The organism is Limnothrix sp. CMB-01 (genome assembly GCF_055193175.1).
Genome location: NZ_CM143720.1, coordinates 445,943 through 461,041, shown reverse-complemented (window position 1 = coordinate 461,041; position 15,099 = coordinate 445,943). Strand labels below are relative to the sequence as shown.

Here is a 15,099-nt window from a genome sequence, read left to right as displayed (position 1 = left end):
TCTAGACTGCAATAGGTTGTTTTGAATTTAATTCGAGCTGGTTGATAATTAATTAGACTTGATTTAAACAATTTTTGGTGAACTGCTGAACTAGAGAAAACGGCCTGAGATTTGAACAATTTTCGATGGATAATCAAAAATTAACAATTAACCATTGATCATGCCCCGATGAGCGATCGCGCCGCAAAGTGGCCGACACCGGAATCATCAGCGCTTGAATGGTCTATAGAATTTTGATTGGGAACTTGAACTGGCTTTCTGAACCGGGTTTCTAAACTGGATTCATATCTAGCACTCGATCGGCTGAGTTGGCTGACTGGAGTGCAGGCTAACTTGGCACTAACGCAATGCCAATTCAATCAACTAATTCTAACTATTGCGCCTATTATCATTGCGCCTGCTGTCTATGAAACTTCGACAAGTCTTTGTCCAAATCTGGCGTGTGAATGCAGTCCTGATCCTGTTGGGTGGTTTGCTCTCTCTGGGTGTGATGGGATTAGCCCTGATCTCAATGCTGCTGCACAACGCGCGATCGCACTCAGCTTCGCAGGTGATGAACATTGACCAAACCCAATCGATTGAAACCCGAACCCGATTGGGAAATTTTGCGCGAATCGAGGGAACCAATACCTTACGCGCACCGCTGCACCTAACCCAGGATTATGAACAAAGCCGTGGATTTGCCAACTCTTCCTATTCCAAAGAGGCAGATTCCCTACAGAACTATCTCTTTTTTAACGAGCTGACACGTCAAACCTATTGGCTCAAACCACCCGATCGGGGACTGATTTGGGTGGATGAAAAGCTTTTAGCCGCTCCCGTCCAGCCCACGGATCCTCCGACCACAACGCCAGTTGGGTTCGTTTATCTAGTCATTACAACCGACAGCAACCAAGATCGCCGCCTGACCGAAAAGGATCGCAAAACCCTGGCGATTTCCGATGCCAACGGTGAGCGCTTTGCATTGTTGATTGAGAATGTGGACGAGTTTCACGGCGCATCGGGGGTGAAAGATCAGCGCCTTTCGGTGTTTTACACCCGTGACCAAATGCTGAATGTGGCAGAGTTGGATCTAAAAACTCAAAAAGTCTTGAGCACCACCTCAGTTCCCAGGCCCCAAGGTTCACCGGCTCCCTAAGCTGAATCGCCAACGCCGAACTGAGGAGATGCCCGAAAAGTATCTTGAGGCACTCGCCAATCATCAACGATCGTGGAGGCACGCGGCTGGGGGTGTCTCATCACTCCCCCGCGTCATCCCCGATCTGCGTCCAAGGACTTATTTCAATGCTCTGCTCCGGATCACCGAGCCGGATTGCGCTCCCTGGCTGGTTGTTCCAATTTTCAGGTTAGAAAACCCCAATTCCGGTGATTGGGAAGCTTTTCGGCCCGTATCTCACCCAGAATTGGTAAAAATTCTACAAGAAGACTAAACTTTTGCTTCGTGAAATGCTAATATCCAGTTAGAGCGAAAGCCAAAGGGCCACGTTCAAGTAGCCCTCAAGTTTTCCTCCCAAAAGACGTAGACGAATTCGGAGTCGCCTTCCCCCCTCGCGATTCCGATTTTTTTTATCGAAATCTTGCTCAAATCAGGCTTCCGTGGAACCACCGGCTAGTGAGTTACCCCCCGTAACTCATCAAGCGTTGCTTGGCGGCTCCCTGCGTTGACCTACCCTAACGATTAAGGTTTCAGGTAAAGCTGAGCTAAAACTGCGAATGCACCCTGGGGCTGCTCGCCTAGTTATCCAAGACAGAGGTTGAGAGCAAAGACAAACTCAAGAGAGCGTCAGCATCTGTGTTCTCTCGCCTGAGTTGCTGTCCTGATTATTCCCTAGGAACAGGGGATTCGACAAGTTTTTGGCTACCGTCTTCATCAAATCTTTAAAAAAGTTGCGAAAGTCCGGCGGGCGATCGAACGCGGAGATCGCTGCTATTGGGCGGAAATTCTGATGATGATGAGGCCAAGATGGCAATGGGGTGATGGTGGTTCTTTGCGGTTGGCCGCAAGCCGGGGCCTGGAAATAGGCGAGAATGAAGGACTGTTGGGCTGGTAATGCCGCCATTGCACGATCGCCCCAATTTCGATCGCCCTCATCCCTCGCTTGTAGTTAATCGCTTGTGTTACCTGAATCGATTCTGAAGCAATTAACGGATTTGGCCCGGGTGGACGGGGCAACGCTCCACTTGGGGGTCTATTACAAAAATACGCTTGTGGCCCTGTGCCATGCCTTGGAAGATGCGATCGCCCAGTCCCAGGGCCGGCCGGTGGTGCTGGCGGCATTTCAACTGGGTAAGTGGTATTTGCAAGAGGCCGATCGCTATGGGCAGTTGGCGGATCGATCGCGCCAGATTGTGATTCTAGCTGCGCCGGATGCGGGGTTTGCGGAAGATCCCACCAGCCAGCGATCGAACGTGGCGATCGTGCCCCTCAGTCCCACGGATCCGGTCGCCCAAGAATGGCACTTAACCATCGTGTCGCCGTCCTACTGTGCCATGGTGCTTTGCCAGGAATTGACGGCGGCGGACTATGGCCCCGAAGGGCCGCCCCAGTCGGACTTAGAGCGTAAGTTCTATGGCTTGTGGACTTTTGTACCCCAGTGGGTCGATCGCGGTGCGGCCTTGCTGGTGGAACGGGTGGCTCGCTATCAACCAGCCCTCGCAGAACAGCTCCAACGGCAATTGGCAGCGGTGGCCCAAGAGCAGGCCACGGCCCCAGGAGAAGACTGGTTAACCATTACCCAGCAGGTGGTGAACTACTTGCAAGCCACCCATCAACATCGCCACCCGGCATTGCAACCGGGGCAATTGGGGTTTGAAGTGGGGGCCCCTCTGGATCAAAACCTGGTTTCCAACGAATTACAGGCATTTTTGCGATTAGCGGAACTGCTGGAACTGTCCGATGGGCAAAATTCTGGATCGGCGGCGGAAGTGGCGGCGCTGACGGAGGCGATCGGGCAATTGCTGGATTTGCCAGCGGCCCAACTCAAACGAATGCGATTGGCCGCCGCGCTCCATCGCTTGGGCCGTTGGCCCGCCGTTTGGCGTGAAGGGCTGGCTGACCCATCTGCCGATTGCTGCGATCTCAGTGCGGTGCAGGTGTTGCGAGTGATGCCGCGCTTGCGCCCGATCGCCCACATCTTGAACCATTTAACGGAGCATTGGGACGGCTCCGGGCAGCCTTCGGGGTTGGCGGGGGATGCTATTCCGCTGGAGTCGCGAGTGGTGGCCCTTTGTGCCGACTTCCAGCACCGTCGATCGCGCGGTGAGCAACCGAATGAAATTTTGCAGCACTACCGCGATCAGTCAGGCCGCTGGGATCCAAAGCTTTTGGAGGCTTTGACCCTGTTAGCCCAGGGATTGCAACAGGGCTGGGAATTGCCACAGATGTCGCTGCGAGCTTCCTCGGGGTTGTGGCTGTTGGATGAGGGGGCGATCTCCTAGGCAATTCCCCCTGCTCAACTCCATCACTTTCAGTTTGGCCGGTGTTATGACTAGTCTTTCTCCGCTTGATTTGGATGCCATTCGCGATGGTCAGCTTTTGCAGCTAGCCGATCGGGATCTGACGGGTGCGGACTTGGAAGAGGCCCAGCTATCCAGGGCGGATCTGAGTCAGAGTCGGTTGGTGGGAGCTATTTTGACCGGGGCAGACCTGCGCCACGCTTGCTTAAACCGGGCGGTGCTTTCAGGTGTGAATGGGGTGGGACTGCAAGCAACTGGGGCGATCGCCCGGGGAATTTGGGTTGGGGCCAATTTAACCCAGGCGGATTTTGCGGAAGCGGATCTGCGGGGGGCTAATTTTCGGGGAGCGATCCTGATGGGGGCGAACCTGACTCGGGCCATGGCGATCGGGGCGGTTCTGAGCGGGGCCAACCTCGCCGGAGCCAATCTGCGGGGAGCCGACTTGCGAGGAGCCGACTTGCGGGGAGCCAACCTCAGCCAAGCCCAATTGCAGGGGGCGGACTTAAGCCAGGCCGATTTGGCCGGAGCCAGCTTAACCGGAGCCAATTTGGAAGAGGTGAACGGCCAGGGGGCTAATTTAGCGGGGGCTGATTTCACCAATGCCTACGGCCTTTGTGCCAACTGGTTGGAAGCGCGTGTGACGGGGGTGAACCAGCGAGGGGCGATCGCCCTGGATTTGCCGCCGGAACCCCCGCAGCCCTGAACCTGGGCATTTAGTCCTTGGCCCAGTTGGCTTCAAGTGGGTTTAGCGATCCGGAGCCAACAGGGCCCGCACCACCCGATCGAGGCCAACCGATCGGGAAGCCTTCAGGAGCCAAACATCTCCCGATCGCAACTCCCCTTGCAGGCGATCGATCAGTGCTTCGTGGGTGGTGAAGGTTTCGCAGGGAATACCCTCAGCCCCCGCTGCAAGATGCAAGGCCGTGGGGTCATCGGCCAAAATTAACAGACCCTCCAGGCGTAAATCTCGCGCCAACTCACCCACCTGTTGATGGAACTCGGGCGCGCGATCGCCCAATTCCTTCATGGTTCCCAAAACCGCCAAGCGCCGCTGCCCCGGTGTTTCCGCCAACAGGTACAGAGCCGCCGTCATCGACTCCAAACCAGCATTGTAGGTTTCATCCAACAGGGTCACCCCATTGGGCAAGTCGTGGCGACGGGCCCGCCCGTCGGGTAATTCCACCGCCAAGCCCGCCGCGATCGGCTCCCAATCTACCCCCAACACCTTGGCCACGGCCAAAGCGCCCAGAAAATTGAGGGCATTGTGACGACCGGGCAACGGGAGGCGAAAGGTTTTGCCTTCCACGCTCAGGGTTTGGGCATCTAGCAATTGACCGCGAAAGGTTCCGTTAGCAAAACCGTAGTCAATCACTTCCCCCGGCCAAAGGCGGCTGGCCGTCTCCATCAGCCGGGCACAGTCGGCATTCAACACCGCCACACTGTCGATCGGCATTTCCGTCAGCAGTTCGCACTTGGCCTCCGCGATCGCCTGTTCCGATCCCAGCAATCCAATATGGGCCGTGCCCACGTTGGTGATCAGCCCCACATTTGGGCGAGTAATTTGGGTTAGCTCGGCAATTTGTCCCCGACCGCGCATGGCCAACTCCACCACAGCGAAATCATGTGCTCCGGTGATTTGCAAAAGGGTTTTGGGTACGCCAATTTCGTTGTTGAAGTTGGCGTGGGTTTTGTGAACTTGACCCGCTGTGCCCAGGACGGCGGCGATCAGTTCCTTGGTGGTAGTTTTGCCCGCCGAACCGGTCACGCCCACGACAGGGATGTTTGCCCGATCGCGCCAGGCTCGTCCCAAGGCCTGATAGGCCGTCAGGGCATTGGGGACGATCAGTTGCGGATAGGGCTGGTCGATCGGCTCCTCAACGATCGCCGCCACGGCTCCCGCCGCGATCGCCCCCGGCACAAACGATCGCCCATCGAAATTCTCACCCCGCAGGGCCACAAACAGGTCGCCCGCCCCGATCGTCCGGCTATCGGTGTTGACCTGGGCGATCGGCTGGGCCAAGGCGCGATCGGGTAAGTGCTGGATCGTTGCTCCCGTGATGTGGGCCACTTCCTGCAAAGAAAATGGCGCGATCGTTTCTAAGCCGTTGCCCATGACCCTACCCTATATGCTCAAGATCTCTGAAAAATATTGCCTAATATCGTCGCACCGGATCAGCCGTTGCTAAACCTGGGGCTGATTGGTTGGGATGCTGCTGGCCATGGACTCTTTCCGGCGGCCGCTCCCACGGGCGATCGCGATCGACCCAATTCCTGAAAACCCAATTGTTGATTAACCTCGTTTCATGATGCAACGACCGCTGTTGGTTCACCGTTCCCTCGCCCCCGCCGATCGCCAGCACCGGTTGATCGGCCTGTCGCTGGTGGCCTCCCCGATCGTTGCGGCCCAATGGCTGGCCCACAGTCACCAAACTTCATCGCTGATCTGTCCCTTTCACTGGTTGACGGGGTTGCCCTGTCCCGGCTGTGGCTTAACCCGATCATTCGTAGCGATCGCCCGGGGAGACTGGCCAGGGGCGATCGGCTACCATCCCTTCGGCCCCCTGTTGTTTGGGGTCTTGCTGGGTTTGGGATTGCAATGGGCTGTGGAACTACGGGCGCGGCGGCGACTGGTTTGGCCGATCGGGCGATCGCTTCGGCGGGCGATCGGGCGCGGGCTGCTGATTCTCGGGCTGGTTTGGTACAGCGCCCGACTCTACGGCCTGTGGGGCAGCGGCGCGGCAGCCCTGGCCTGGAGCCGATCGCCCCTGGGTCAGTGGCTTGGTGGTTAGCACCCGGCCACAACTCCCGCAAACGATTCCGCCCAAAGTGGTTCCATTTGGTACGATAGATATTTGGCGATTTTCTTAGCGATCGCCCTCTTTTGCCAGCGCCCAATTTGCCTCAAAAGAGTCAGCGTCATGCCTTTGGGCCTGTGCGCCATATTTTGTCCACCTATCGCAAGGAGTGAAACCGCATGACCCAAGTGGTTTTGGGTGAAAACGAAGGAATCGAATCCGCGCTACGCCGTTTCAAGCGCCAAGTCTCGAAAGCCGGTATCTTGGCGGACGTGAAATATCGCCGGTACTATGAAACCCCGATCGAAAAGCGCAAGCGTAAGGCCGCTGCTGCCCGCCGGAAGCGCCGTTATCGGTAAAGTTTTTTGAGCAATTGCACCGTATTGAGCGGGGACAAGGGAGGTGAGCCTATGTCCCCGCTCTGTTTTTTGCCGGTTTCTAAGGTCGATGCCAAACTGAGGCGATCGCCCGGCCCAGTTGCCGCCCCAGCGATCGCACCGGGAGCTGGCACAGCAAACAGGCCCCCAGCACCAAAGCCGCTCCCACCCGGCCCCGATCGCCCAACTGTTCCCCCAACCAAGCCGCCGCCATCAGGGCCGCCCAAACTGGCTCCAAGGTATACAAAATCGCCGCCACCGGAGCCGCCACCGATCGCTGGCCGATCGCCTGCAACCAGGCCGTGCCCGCCGTGGCAAAGGTTCCCAAATAGACCAAATCTAGCCAAGGAATGGTTTGGGGGTTCCAAATTGCCGACGAAATTGCCCATGAAGCCCCCCACACCCACAGGGCCGCCGCCAGAGTCGTGATCCCCAACTGAATCAACGACAGCCACAGCACTTGGGCCCGAGCCGCGTAGGCCTCCATCCGCCAAATATAAAAAGACCAAGTGATAGCCGTGCCCACGCTCCACAAATCCCCAATATTGGGCGGTGCGCCATCGTAGGACAGCAACGCCACCCCCAACGCCGCGATCGCCGCCGCCCACCAAACCTTAGGGAACAGCCGCTGGCCCGCAACGCCCGTCAGCAATGGAACCAAGACTACATAGAGGGCGGTGATAAACGCGCTACGCCCCGCTGTAGTGTATTGCAGCGCGATCGTGTGAGCCACATAGCCCAAGGCCATCCAGAAGCCTAATTCCAAGCCTCCGCGCCCAGTAACCGCCCAAGCGGCTGAATTTTTCGGCAAACCGCTCCAAAGGGTGATCGGCAACAAAGTAATGGTGGCAATGCCAAACCGCACCAACATCAAAATGCTCGGGGAAACGGCCTCTAAACTAGACTTGACAACAACATAGGTACTTCCCCAAAGTACGCCCGCAACTAACAGCGCGATCGGGTTCAACCATTGCTCGCGATCGGCCCTTTCTACCCCGTGGATCATGTCTCGCCTCAATGATCGTGCTTACCAACTCCTGAAGGGAGCTATCCGTGCCCGCTATCAACAACAACCCGCCGCCCGGATTCCCAAGGAAGTGCTGTGGCAGCGGTTAGAAAAGTTGCGGTTGCAGTCTGGCGAGCCGGCCAGCTTTGAAGATCTGCGGGCGATCGTGAGTGATGCTTTCCCGGATTTTGATCTGGGCTTGCTCAAGTCCGCCGCTCGCCTTAACCAGCCTAAGACGGGCTGGGGATTTTGGGCTTGGGGATCTTGGGGCTGTGGTTTGGCGGGCGTGGTGGTGGCGACGGGGGGAATTGCCCTGGCCAACCTGCCATTGCCGCCGATTCGGAATGTGGTGGCAGACAACGCGCCATTGCTGTTGCTGCCCAGCTTTTGGATGATGGATCAAGATTATCGAGCCGCCACCGCCGCCACGGCCCAGGCCAAGCAATTGCTCGACAATGCCACCAGTGCGGCCGATATTGAACTGGGAGCCACCAAAACCCAAGCGGCCCAAGCAGCGCTCGATCGCCTGCCCGTTTGGTTTTTGGGGTCTCGGCCAAAGACTTATTGCAGCCTGTTTTCATGCCGGTGGCGATTCACGTTGGATGAATTTGCCGCCGCCCGCCAAACCGTGGCCCGTTTGGAAGCGCAAGTGTTTCAGGAGCGCAATGCCCAAGCCTTGTTGAATCAGGCCTTGGCAACCGTGGAAACGGCCCGCCAACAGCACCAAAGCGCCAAGGACAGCAGCGCCCAAAACGCGGCTCTCGGTGATTGGCAGTCAGGAATCGATCGCCTGCGGGAAGTGCCCCAGAAAACCTTGGCCGGGCGGCAAGCACGGGCCAAACTGGTTGGGATCGATCGAGACTTTCAATCGGTCACTGGTCGGGCGGTGGGGCGGCAGCAAGTGGGCAGCCTGATCACGGGGGCCAAGGAATATGGGTTTCGGGCGGCCTTGGCTGCTCAAAAACCTCCTCACCCGGTGGAACAGTGGCGGGTGGTGCAAAACCTGTGGCAAGAGGCCTTGGCCCTGTTGACCCAAATTAAGGATGATGATCCGCAATTTGCGGCCGCCCAGCGACTCCGGGCGGAATATGCGCAAAATCTGGCAATTGCCAAGCAGCGGGAGGCTTTGGAGCGCCAGTCGATCGAGTCTTTGGAACAAGCGGATCGGCAAATCGCCCAATGGCGCACCCTGGCCGCTGCTGACCCCAGCAATCCCCGACTGTTGGGAACGCTCCAGGAGATCGAAAACAACTTGGAGCGGGTTCACCCGGCCAGCACTGCCTACGCCAAGGCTGAACAGTTGCGCCAGTTTGCGAACCAAGCGCTCCAGCGCTACCAACCCATGACTCCGCAGCCCAATGTTGCCCCGGATGCTCCTGCCACCCAAGCTCGCTAGGGCAAGAACGACCCAGCCTTTCCCGGGCGATCGCCCATGGTTACGAGAGGGTTGATTGGTACTCCCATGCACCGGGGATTGTTGTTTTTGCGCGATCGGCTGCGGTGCATGGGAGGGATGGGGAAATGGTCGTTCATGGCCAAGCGTTCTCCCATGCACCCTACTGCTGGGATGGTTTCTCAGGGGCGATCGCGCCAGGGTTGGGCGGTGGTGAGGTGGTGGTGATAGAGCGGAACCCAGAGCCGATAGCCGCTGGGGCTGTTGGGGTCGGGGCGGAGAATTTCTTTGTGGAGCAGCTTTTGCAGGGGGCGATCGTCTTCGGGGCGGAGGGGCTGCTGGGTCAGCAGTTGAGTCAGGGCGGCCCGTTGGGATGCGGTGAGGGAGTTGTCCCAAAATTCCCGCAGGATTGCGCCTCCGGATTCGGTGGCCCGATCGAGGGCGCGATCGACATCCTCCACGGTGGCGCGGCGGCGTTGTTCGCGGTTCAGCAGTTGCACCACTTCAAAGCAGAGGTTTTGAGTCCAGTAGGGGTGGCCGGCTGTCCAGTGCCAGATTCGATCGACGGCTGCGGGGTCGTAGATCTCGGGGAAGTCGCGTTGGGGTTCGGGTTTGATGATCAGGTCGCGGCTGTCGGCTTCGCTGAGGTAGGAGACTTTGACGGTGCGGGTGTTGATCAGGTAGTCGCTCCAGTAGGGGTTGAGTTCGCCGGGGTCGTGGGAGCCACAAAACAACAGCGTCCAGGCGCGGCGGTTTTGGAAGATGTAGCGGAAAAAGTTGAGGGGGGCGCGGCTGCCGGTGGCGCTGATCAGTTCCTCTAGGCGTTCGTATTCATCCAAGCAAAGCCAGAAGCGGCGGTTGGGACAGCACCGTTCAATCTCGCTGAACCAGGTTTGGAGTTCCGCGAAGGGATCATCGTTCAGGGCTTGGGCGTTGGGTGGGGGCAGGCGCAGCTTGTGGGCCTGGTTGGCGGATTCGATTATCTCTTTGGCGAGGCTGCGGGCAAAGCCGGCCAGGCTACGGGTGGTACCGGCGGAGCCTTGCAGATCTACGCGCAGGGGCACAATTTCGCTGTTGAGGCAACGGGGCAAATAGTTGAGGGCCCAGCTTTTGCCCATCCGGCGGTTGCCCCACAGCAGCAGCATGGGCGGCGAGCTGGCTTGGGCCAGGTTTTCGAGTTCTTGGAACACATCGCGCCGCCCCCGAAACTGTTGCACGGCAGCGGTGTCAATCAGGCTGGCGTTGGGGCTGTAGGGGTTGGGGAGTTCGCCGGTGCGTTGGGCGGCTTCGCTGAGGCGGTCTTGCAAATCTTGGATCGCCTGCTGCCATTGGCGCACGGCCCGCAACAGATCGGGAATTAAGGCAGGATCGGGCAGGGCGGCAATATCGGCCTTGAGGGTTTCCAGGTCTTGCTTGGGCAATTCTAGGTTTTGCTGTTGGCGATAGGGGCTAGTGGCCGCGTTGGTGGCTCGGATATCGCCAGCCAAGTCCAGAAAACTTAAGAGAATGCGATTGATATGATCTTGGTTCTGATCTGATTGCCGGGACGGAATCCAGGCAATTTCTCGGGAAATCGCATCGATTGCTTGAATGTTTTGGCAACTGGCTAGGCGATCAACAGCGACGAAGATCATCACTTGCCTTGCTAGCTTTTCTTGGTTGGTAAATTGGAGTAGATACTCTAATTCGGCTTTGCCCAGTTGCGGTGATTCCCGGTAGAGTCTGAGCAGGTTCTTATCCAAAAATGGTAATGGTAGGTAAATAATTTCATTTAGACGGTGGGGAAAATAAGGAATGAATTTGGCTATGGATTTATCAATAACCAATCGATCTAAAACGATTGACCAAATGAACCAAAAAGGGTCTGAAAAGAGTCGCATATACCTAAAAAAAACCGCCACGCCCGTGCCGTACATCACGCCTAACGCTGTGCCTTCCGCCACGCCGAACGCCGCGACGACCCCCATTCGACCAAGCTCACCAGACATTAATAGTCCTATTAATAAACTCAACCCTAGCCCTATGGTGAGTATGACAGCCGCCATCAAAGAGCCATGACGTTGTGACCAGCCTTGACGGGCTAAAATCAATCCAATTAACCAGCCCACTGCAATTGATACGGTACTGACACAATAGAAATCTTTCATGAAGTCAAAATAGAAATCTTTCATGAAGTCAGAAATGACGAACTGCGCTAGCCCAACATTGACCATGGCGATCATGCTCGGTACAACCGCTATCAACCACCAAGCTTGGTTTGCATAAGCCTGCAATCGTCGATTGTTTGGATCTTTTTTGAGGAAAAAAAAGGGATTAGAGTCCCACTTTAAATCAGGGTGGATTGTCTTTAGTTTAGCTTGGAGCGAAAAAGGTTTGAAATAGCTGAAATAGAGTAATCGCAGGGCAGAGCGAACCGATCGCCCAAACTGTGCCCAAGCCTGAGCCTTTTTCGGTTTATTTCTCATTGCTCGGCTCCAGTGCTCGATTTGGAAACTCAATCACGCTGTTGACTGCCTTTTTCACCTGTGGAAATGTCCAGGCTCCAACTGCAATTCCTCCAATTGCAATGAAAATGAGTATCCCTTTGGCAACTGCTTCCACTTCGTCCAGCTTTAGCCCCAACCACGTTGCAGATTGCCCCACCGCTTTGAACGGCCACAACATCACCACCAAAATTCGCTTCCCCCGCCCCGGTTGCGGCTCCGACGGCAGCTCCACCGATCGCGTTTGCGCCAAAAACTTTTGATGGGCCCAATCCAGCGTTTTGCCCTCACGCCGCGATCGCCACAAGCAAGCCCCCGCCTTTTGCAACAACTCCGGCGCATACCCCTCCGGTTGCTTCACCCACCTCAGCGCCGCCGCCTTGTCCGCAGCGCTCAACCCCGCCCCCGAACCACTCAACAGCGCCTCTGCCTCTTCCCGACTCAGCAGACACAAATTCACCTTCTGCAACACATTGAAAAAGTCCGATGTGATCTTCTTTTCGCGGCTGTAAATCTCCACATCCCGCCGCGAAGCCACTACCAACAACAGCGGTGAATTTTGGGTCAGCGATCGCCACCCATCATAAAAATTCATCCCAAACTCCTCGGGATGATCCATCGCATCTTCAAAATCATCCAGACAAATCAACCAGCGCCAACCCGCCAACCGCAACGCCGCCAACACCGGCTTGATGCAACTGCCATCCTGGGCGCTGTCTTGGTTGACCGTTGCGATCGCCCGTTGCACCTCCGTTGCGATCGGGGAGTTGCCCTGAATCACCGGCTGCCCCAACAAATCCTGCAAAAGCCGCTGATGAAACCCATTCACCGTGCGGCATCCGGGATCTTTGAGCGAAACCCCCGTCACCACCCAAGTGCCCAGATGGTTGGCTTGGGCAATGTTCGCCGCCTGGGTTGCAAAATAGTGCAGCAACGACGACTTGCCCAGCCGCGCCGCCCCATGCAGGTTCACACAACGCGGCGATTCGCAAAACAGATGGGATTCAATATCGCTGATGGTATCGTCGCGTCCGACCAGCTTGGCTCGATCGGCGATCGGCTGGCCAAAGGTGAACGGAAAGCCGGTCGAAGCAGAGGAGGATGGGGGCACGATCGCGATTCCCACAAAAATTTGTGACAATCTTAGCCTCGTTGCTTCACTGAGGGGCGATCAGACCAGCAACTCTGCCCATCCTAACAACCTCACTAAGGCGCTAGTCGATCGTGAGGGGCAAGGAGCCTAACCCCCTTGTCTACGATGATTTGGGGCATAACGAGTAGGGTGGGCACTGCCCACCACATATTTCGCCAAAACGACATCCATTCTCAAAACAATGATCGCCGCTTCTCGAAGTGCAATCAAATTACTTTAGCGATGGGCTATGGGCGGAGGTGGGCATTGCCCACCCTACAGGCTCAACCCAACCTACTCGACTACTCAACTAAAATAGGGTCATGCCTGCTAAAGATCTCTATCACCAAACTGTTTGCAATGCCCTAATTGATGATGGCTGGACGATTACGGATGATCCCTTGATTCTAAAAATTGGTGCGCGATCGGTCTTTGTCGATTTGGGTGCAGAACGCCTAATTGCGGCTGAACGCGGTTCTGAAAAGATTGCGATCGAGATTAAAAGCTTTCTCAGTGCCTCTCTTGTCAGCGATCTCGAAAATGCCTGGGGACAGTTTTTTATGTATGCTCGCGCTCTAGAGAAACGCGAACCCGATCGAATTCTGTACTTGGCCGTGACTCAAGAAACTTTTAATACGATTTTTCAAGAGTCGATCGGTCAACTTTTATTAGAAGAACCGGGTTTTCATTTGGTTGTTTTTGATGCAAAAACGGAGAAAATTGCAGAATGGAAGCCTTAGAAGTCAAGACAGCTCCTAACCTCGATCAATGGCGATCGCTCCTAGAAAAAATCCTTAGCGATTATGCCAAGTTGCCCTATCGCTATGGAGATGTGACGACCTATTTGGTGGTTGACCAGGATCGCAATCATTTCCTGCTCATGCAAGAAGGCTGGGAAGAGAATCGACGAGTGCATGGCTGCCTAGTTCATGCCGAAATTCGGAACCAAAAAATCTGGATTCACTACGATGGCATTGAAGGCGGGATTGCTAATGAGCTAACAGATTTGGGAGTTCCGAAAGATCACATCGTCTTAGCGTTCCATGCTCCCACCGTTCGGCAATATACGGGCTACGCGATCGATTAACTCCAGCAAGAATTAGCTGTGGCCGCGTTGGGTTTCGCACTGCTCAACCCAACCTACTCGACTTAATCAGGTGGATGACGATTGATAGACTTGAGTAGTTTTCGTAAGTTCACCACACCTGATCGATTTAGCTTCAATGCTTCGACAGTTGCCCGCCCGATCGGTGTTAAGCCAATTGCCAAGCTACAGTCTTCATTCCAAGCAAAGTGCTCGTTCCACACCTGCTGTCGAGGATTGAATAAACCGGTCATCTGTCCAGTCAAAGGATCGATCGCAGAGATTTTATTATATTTATGATTGTTGCAACCCTGACAAGCCAAGGCTAGGTTCTCTAAAGCTGTTTCACCTCCTTGACTGACAGGAATAATGTGCTCAATGGAAAATGCCTGTAGTGCAAACTGAACTTGGCTACGACAATACTCACAGCAGTTAGCAGCGCGTATTTCAACGGCTGTACGAATTGCAGATGAAATTCGACGACTCATTCAATAACTGTCGGTAATTGAAGTAGACCTAAATCAATCATGAGTTGATCTAAGGAAGTCTGTCGGAGTTGCGCTAGTTGCAGCAAGTTCCCTAAACGCTCGGCTTCTAGATTTTCGATGCGATCGCCTAGCGTAATTAACTCTGAATATTCTTCTGATGTCAGAGCATTTGCATCGCGCTGCATCAAGAGATAGTGATAATGTTCTTGCAGCTCTACAGGAATCGCCTGATTAATCGCCAATAGCAATCGAGATTCATCAGCACTCAGGATGACTGGGCGTTTCTTTGTCGCATTGGGAACAGATGGCCATGATAGGAACAACGATCGAATTAATTCGCCGATTAAGATCAATCGATCGCGCACTGGCCAAGTGGCAGCCTGTGATCGTAAATCCTGAAGGTTCATAGTGCTTGGTCAATCTCCTGACTTGAAAAATTTGTCTTCCTGGAATCAATAATTACTTATGAAATCTGGATATCAGTTGTAGTGGGCTTAGTGCCGATCAATCTAACTTGCTCAACTCATTGATGGCAGTGATATCGCCTCTTGTTGGATGCGATCGCGCCATTCTTCGCGAATATTTTTGAGGGTGACAACATCAACCGGGCAATTCAATAAGTCTGATAGATCCTGAATGCAGCCAATGTGATCGAGCAAACTGTGATCGGGTTCCATCTCCACCAAGAAATCGATATCACTTTCGGCAGTTGCTTCGCCTCGGGCCACAGAACCAAAAATGCGAATGTGGCTGATGCCATGTTCTGCCGCGATCGCCTGGATTTGCTCACGGTAATGGATCAGGTGCGATCGCAATTCCAAGGTCGCGGGGGTGACTGAAGGCGTGATCGCTGGCATGAATCGGGTGGGATGTCGGGGCAATGGG

General features: G+C 55.3%; 17 protein-coding genes. 9 read left to right on the top strand and 8 right to left on the bottom strand.

The genetic code is table 11. The annotated features are described in order from the left end of the window. Positions 1–406 precede the first annotated feature (406 nt). Entirely contained in the window at positions 407–1,138 is a 732-nt protein-coding gene (locus ACZA91_RS01890) for a hypothetical protein (protein ID WP_190531645.1), read from the top strand. 634 nt (positions 1,139–1,772) lie between these two features. On the opposite strand, the gene ACZA91_RS01885 is transcribed toward ACZA91_RS01890, so the two are convergent. Then, positions 1,773–2,060 carry a hypothetical protein gene (locus ACZA91_RS01885; protein WP_463184426.1) on the bottom strand — a complete coding sequence of 96 codons (288 nt, stop codon included), beginning with the start codon at positions 2,058–2,060 and terminating at the stop codon, positions 1,773–1,775. Positions 2,061–2,115: 55 nt separating this feature from the next. Between ACZA91_RS01885 and ACZA91_RS01880 the strand changes: the two genes are divergently transcribed. Next, positions 2,116–3,438: a DICT sensory domain-containing protein gene (locus ACZA91_RS01880; RefSeq protein WP_463184424.1), complete on the top strand. Its 1,323-nt coding sequence runs from the start codon at positions 2,116–2,118 to the stop codon at positions 3,436–3,438. 46 nt (positions 3,439–3,484) lie between these two features. Further along, a complete protein-coding gene (locus ACZA91_RS01875) occupies positions 3,485–4,159 on the top strand; it encodes a pentapeptide repeat-containing protein (protein WP_099532027.1) in 675 nt (224 codons plus the stop codon). A 42-nt stretch (positions 4,160–4,201) separates the two neighbouring features. On the opposite strand, the gene ACZA91_RS01870 is transcribed toward ACZA91_RS01875, so the two are convergent. Continuing rightward, complete coding sequence (locus ACZA91_RS01870) at positions 4,202–5,569, bottom strand: UDP-N-acetylmuramoyl-tripeptide--D-alanyl-D-alanine ligase (RefSeq protein WP_463184423.1); 1,368 nt, start codon at positions 5,567–5,569, stop codon at positions 4,202–4,204. Positions 5,570–5,605: 36 nt separating this feature from the next. Here ACZA91_RS01870 and ACZA91_RS01865 point away from each other — a divergent pair, with 36 nt between their 5' ends. The 3 genes from ACZA91_RS01865 (at position 5,606) to rpsU (ending at position 6,610) form a co-directional block, all read left to right on the top strand. Continuing rightward, complete coding sequence (locus ACZA91_RS01865; RefSeq protein WP_463184421.1) at positions 5,606–5,731, top strand: hypothetical protein; 126 nt, start codon at positions 5,606–5,608, stop codon at positions 5,729–5,731. Between the two features lie 28 nt (positions 5,732–5,759). Continuing rightward, positions 5,760–6,245 (top strand): DUF2752 domain-containing protein, encoded by a 486-nt coding sequence (locus ACZA91_RS01860; RefSeq protein ID WP_463184420.1) that lies wholly within the window; start codon positions 5,760–5,762, stop codon positions 6,243–6,245. Between the two features lie 185 nt (positions 6,246–6,430). Next, the gene (gene rpsU / locus ACZA91_RS01855) at positions 6,431–6,610 is read left to right on the top strand and encodes a 30S ribosomal protein S21 (protein WP_099532024.1); all 180 of its coding nucleotides are present in this window, start codon (positions 6,431–6,433) and stop codon (positions 6,608–6,610) included. Positions 6,611–6,689: 79 nt separating this feature from the next. Here rpsU and ACZA91_RS01850 read toward each other — a convergent pair whose 3' ends face one another. Further along, positions 6,690–7,634 carry a DMT family transporter gene (locus ACZA91_RS01850; RefSeq protein ID WP_463184418.1) on the bottom strand — a complete coding sequence of 315 codons (945 nt, stop codon included), beginning with the start codon at positions 7,632–7,634 and terminating at the stop codon, positions 6,690–6,692. Between ACZA91_RS01850 and ACZA91_RS01845 the strand changes: the two genes are divergently transcribed. Further along, a complete protein-coding gene (locus ACZA91_RS01845; RefSeq protein WP_463184417.1) occupies positions 7,633–9,030 on the top strand; it encodes a hypothetical protein in 1,398 nt (465 codons plus the stop codon). The two genes, ACZA91_RS01850 and ACZA91_RS01845, sit on opposite strands and share 2 nt — an antisense overlap. A 179-nt stretch (positions 9,031–9,209) precedes the next feature. Here ACZA91_RS01845 and ACZA91_RS01840 read toward each other — a convergent pair whose 3' ends face one another. Both ACZA91_RS01840 and ACZA91_RS01835 read right to left on the bottom strand, forming a co-directional pair. Then, positions 9,210–10,994, bottom strand: coding sequence for an ATP-binding protein (locus tag ACZA91_RS01840; RefSeq protein ID WP_463184415.1), 1,785 nt, complete (start codon positions 10,992–10,994; stop codon positions 9,210–9,212). A gap of 487 nt (positions 10,995–11,481) precedes the next feature. After that, on the bottom strand, positions 11,482–12,651 hold the full coding sequence (locus ACZA91_RS01835) for an ATP-binding protein (RefSeq protein ID WP_463184414.1): 1,170 nt from the start codon (positions 12,649–12,651) through the stop codon (positions 11,482–11,484). A gap of 314 nt (positions 12,652–12,965) precedes the next feature. On the opposite strand from ACZA91_RS01835, the gene ACZA91_RS01830 reads away from it, so the two are divergent. Continuing rightward, entirely contained in the window at positions 12,966–13,382 is a 417-nt protein-coding gene (locus ACZA91_RS01830; RefSeq protein ID WP_463184412.1) for an element excision factor XisH family protein, read from the top strand. Next, on the top strand, positions 13,370–13,729 hold the full coding sequence (locus ACZA91_RS01825) for an element excision factor XisI family protein (RefSeq protein ID WP_463184410.1): 360 nt from the start codon (positions 13,370–13,372) through the stop codon (positions 13,727–13,729). Before ACZA91_RS01830 ends, ACZA91_RS01825 begins: the two co-directional genes overlap by 13 nt. A 62-nt stretch (positions 13,730–13,791) precedes the next feature. On the opposite strand, the gene ACZA91_RS01820 is transcribed toward ACZA91_RS01825, so the two are convergent. From ACZA91_RS01820 to ACZA91_RS01810, 3 genes are all read right to left on the bottom strand, one after another. Further along, positions 13,792–14,214, bottom strand: a complete 423-nt coding sequence (locus tag ACZA91_RS01820; RefSeq protein ID WP_463184409.1) for an HNH endonuclease — start codon at positions 14,212–14,214, stop codon at positions 13,792–13,794. Beyond that, the gene (locus tag ACZA91_RS01815; protein ID WP_463184407.1) at positions 14,211–14,621 is read right to left on the bottom strand and encodes an STAS/SEC14 domain-containing protein; all 411 of its coding nucleotides are present in this window, start codon (positions 14,619–14,621) and stop codon (positions 14,211–14,213) included. The genes ACZA91_RS01820 and ACZA91_RS01815 overlap by 4 nt, the downstream gene beginning before the upstream one ends. Before the next feature lie 111 nt (positions 14,622–14,732). Then, entirely contained in the window at positions 14,733–15,035 is a 303-nt protein-coding gene (locus ACZA91_RS01810; RefSeq protein WP_463186373.1) for a nucleotidyltransferase family protein, read from the bottom strand. Positions 15,036–15,099 lie beyond the last annotated feature (64 nt).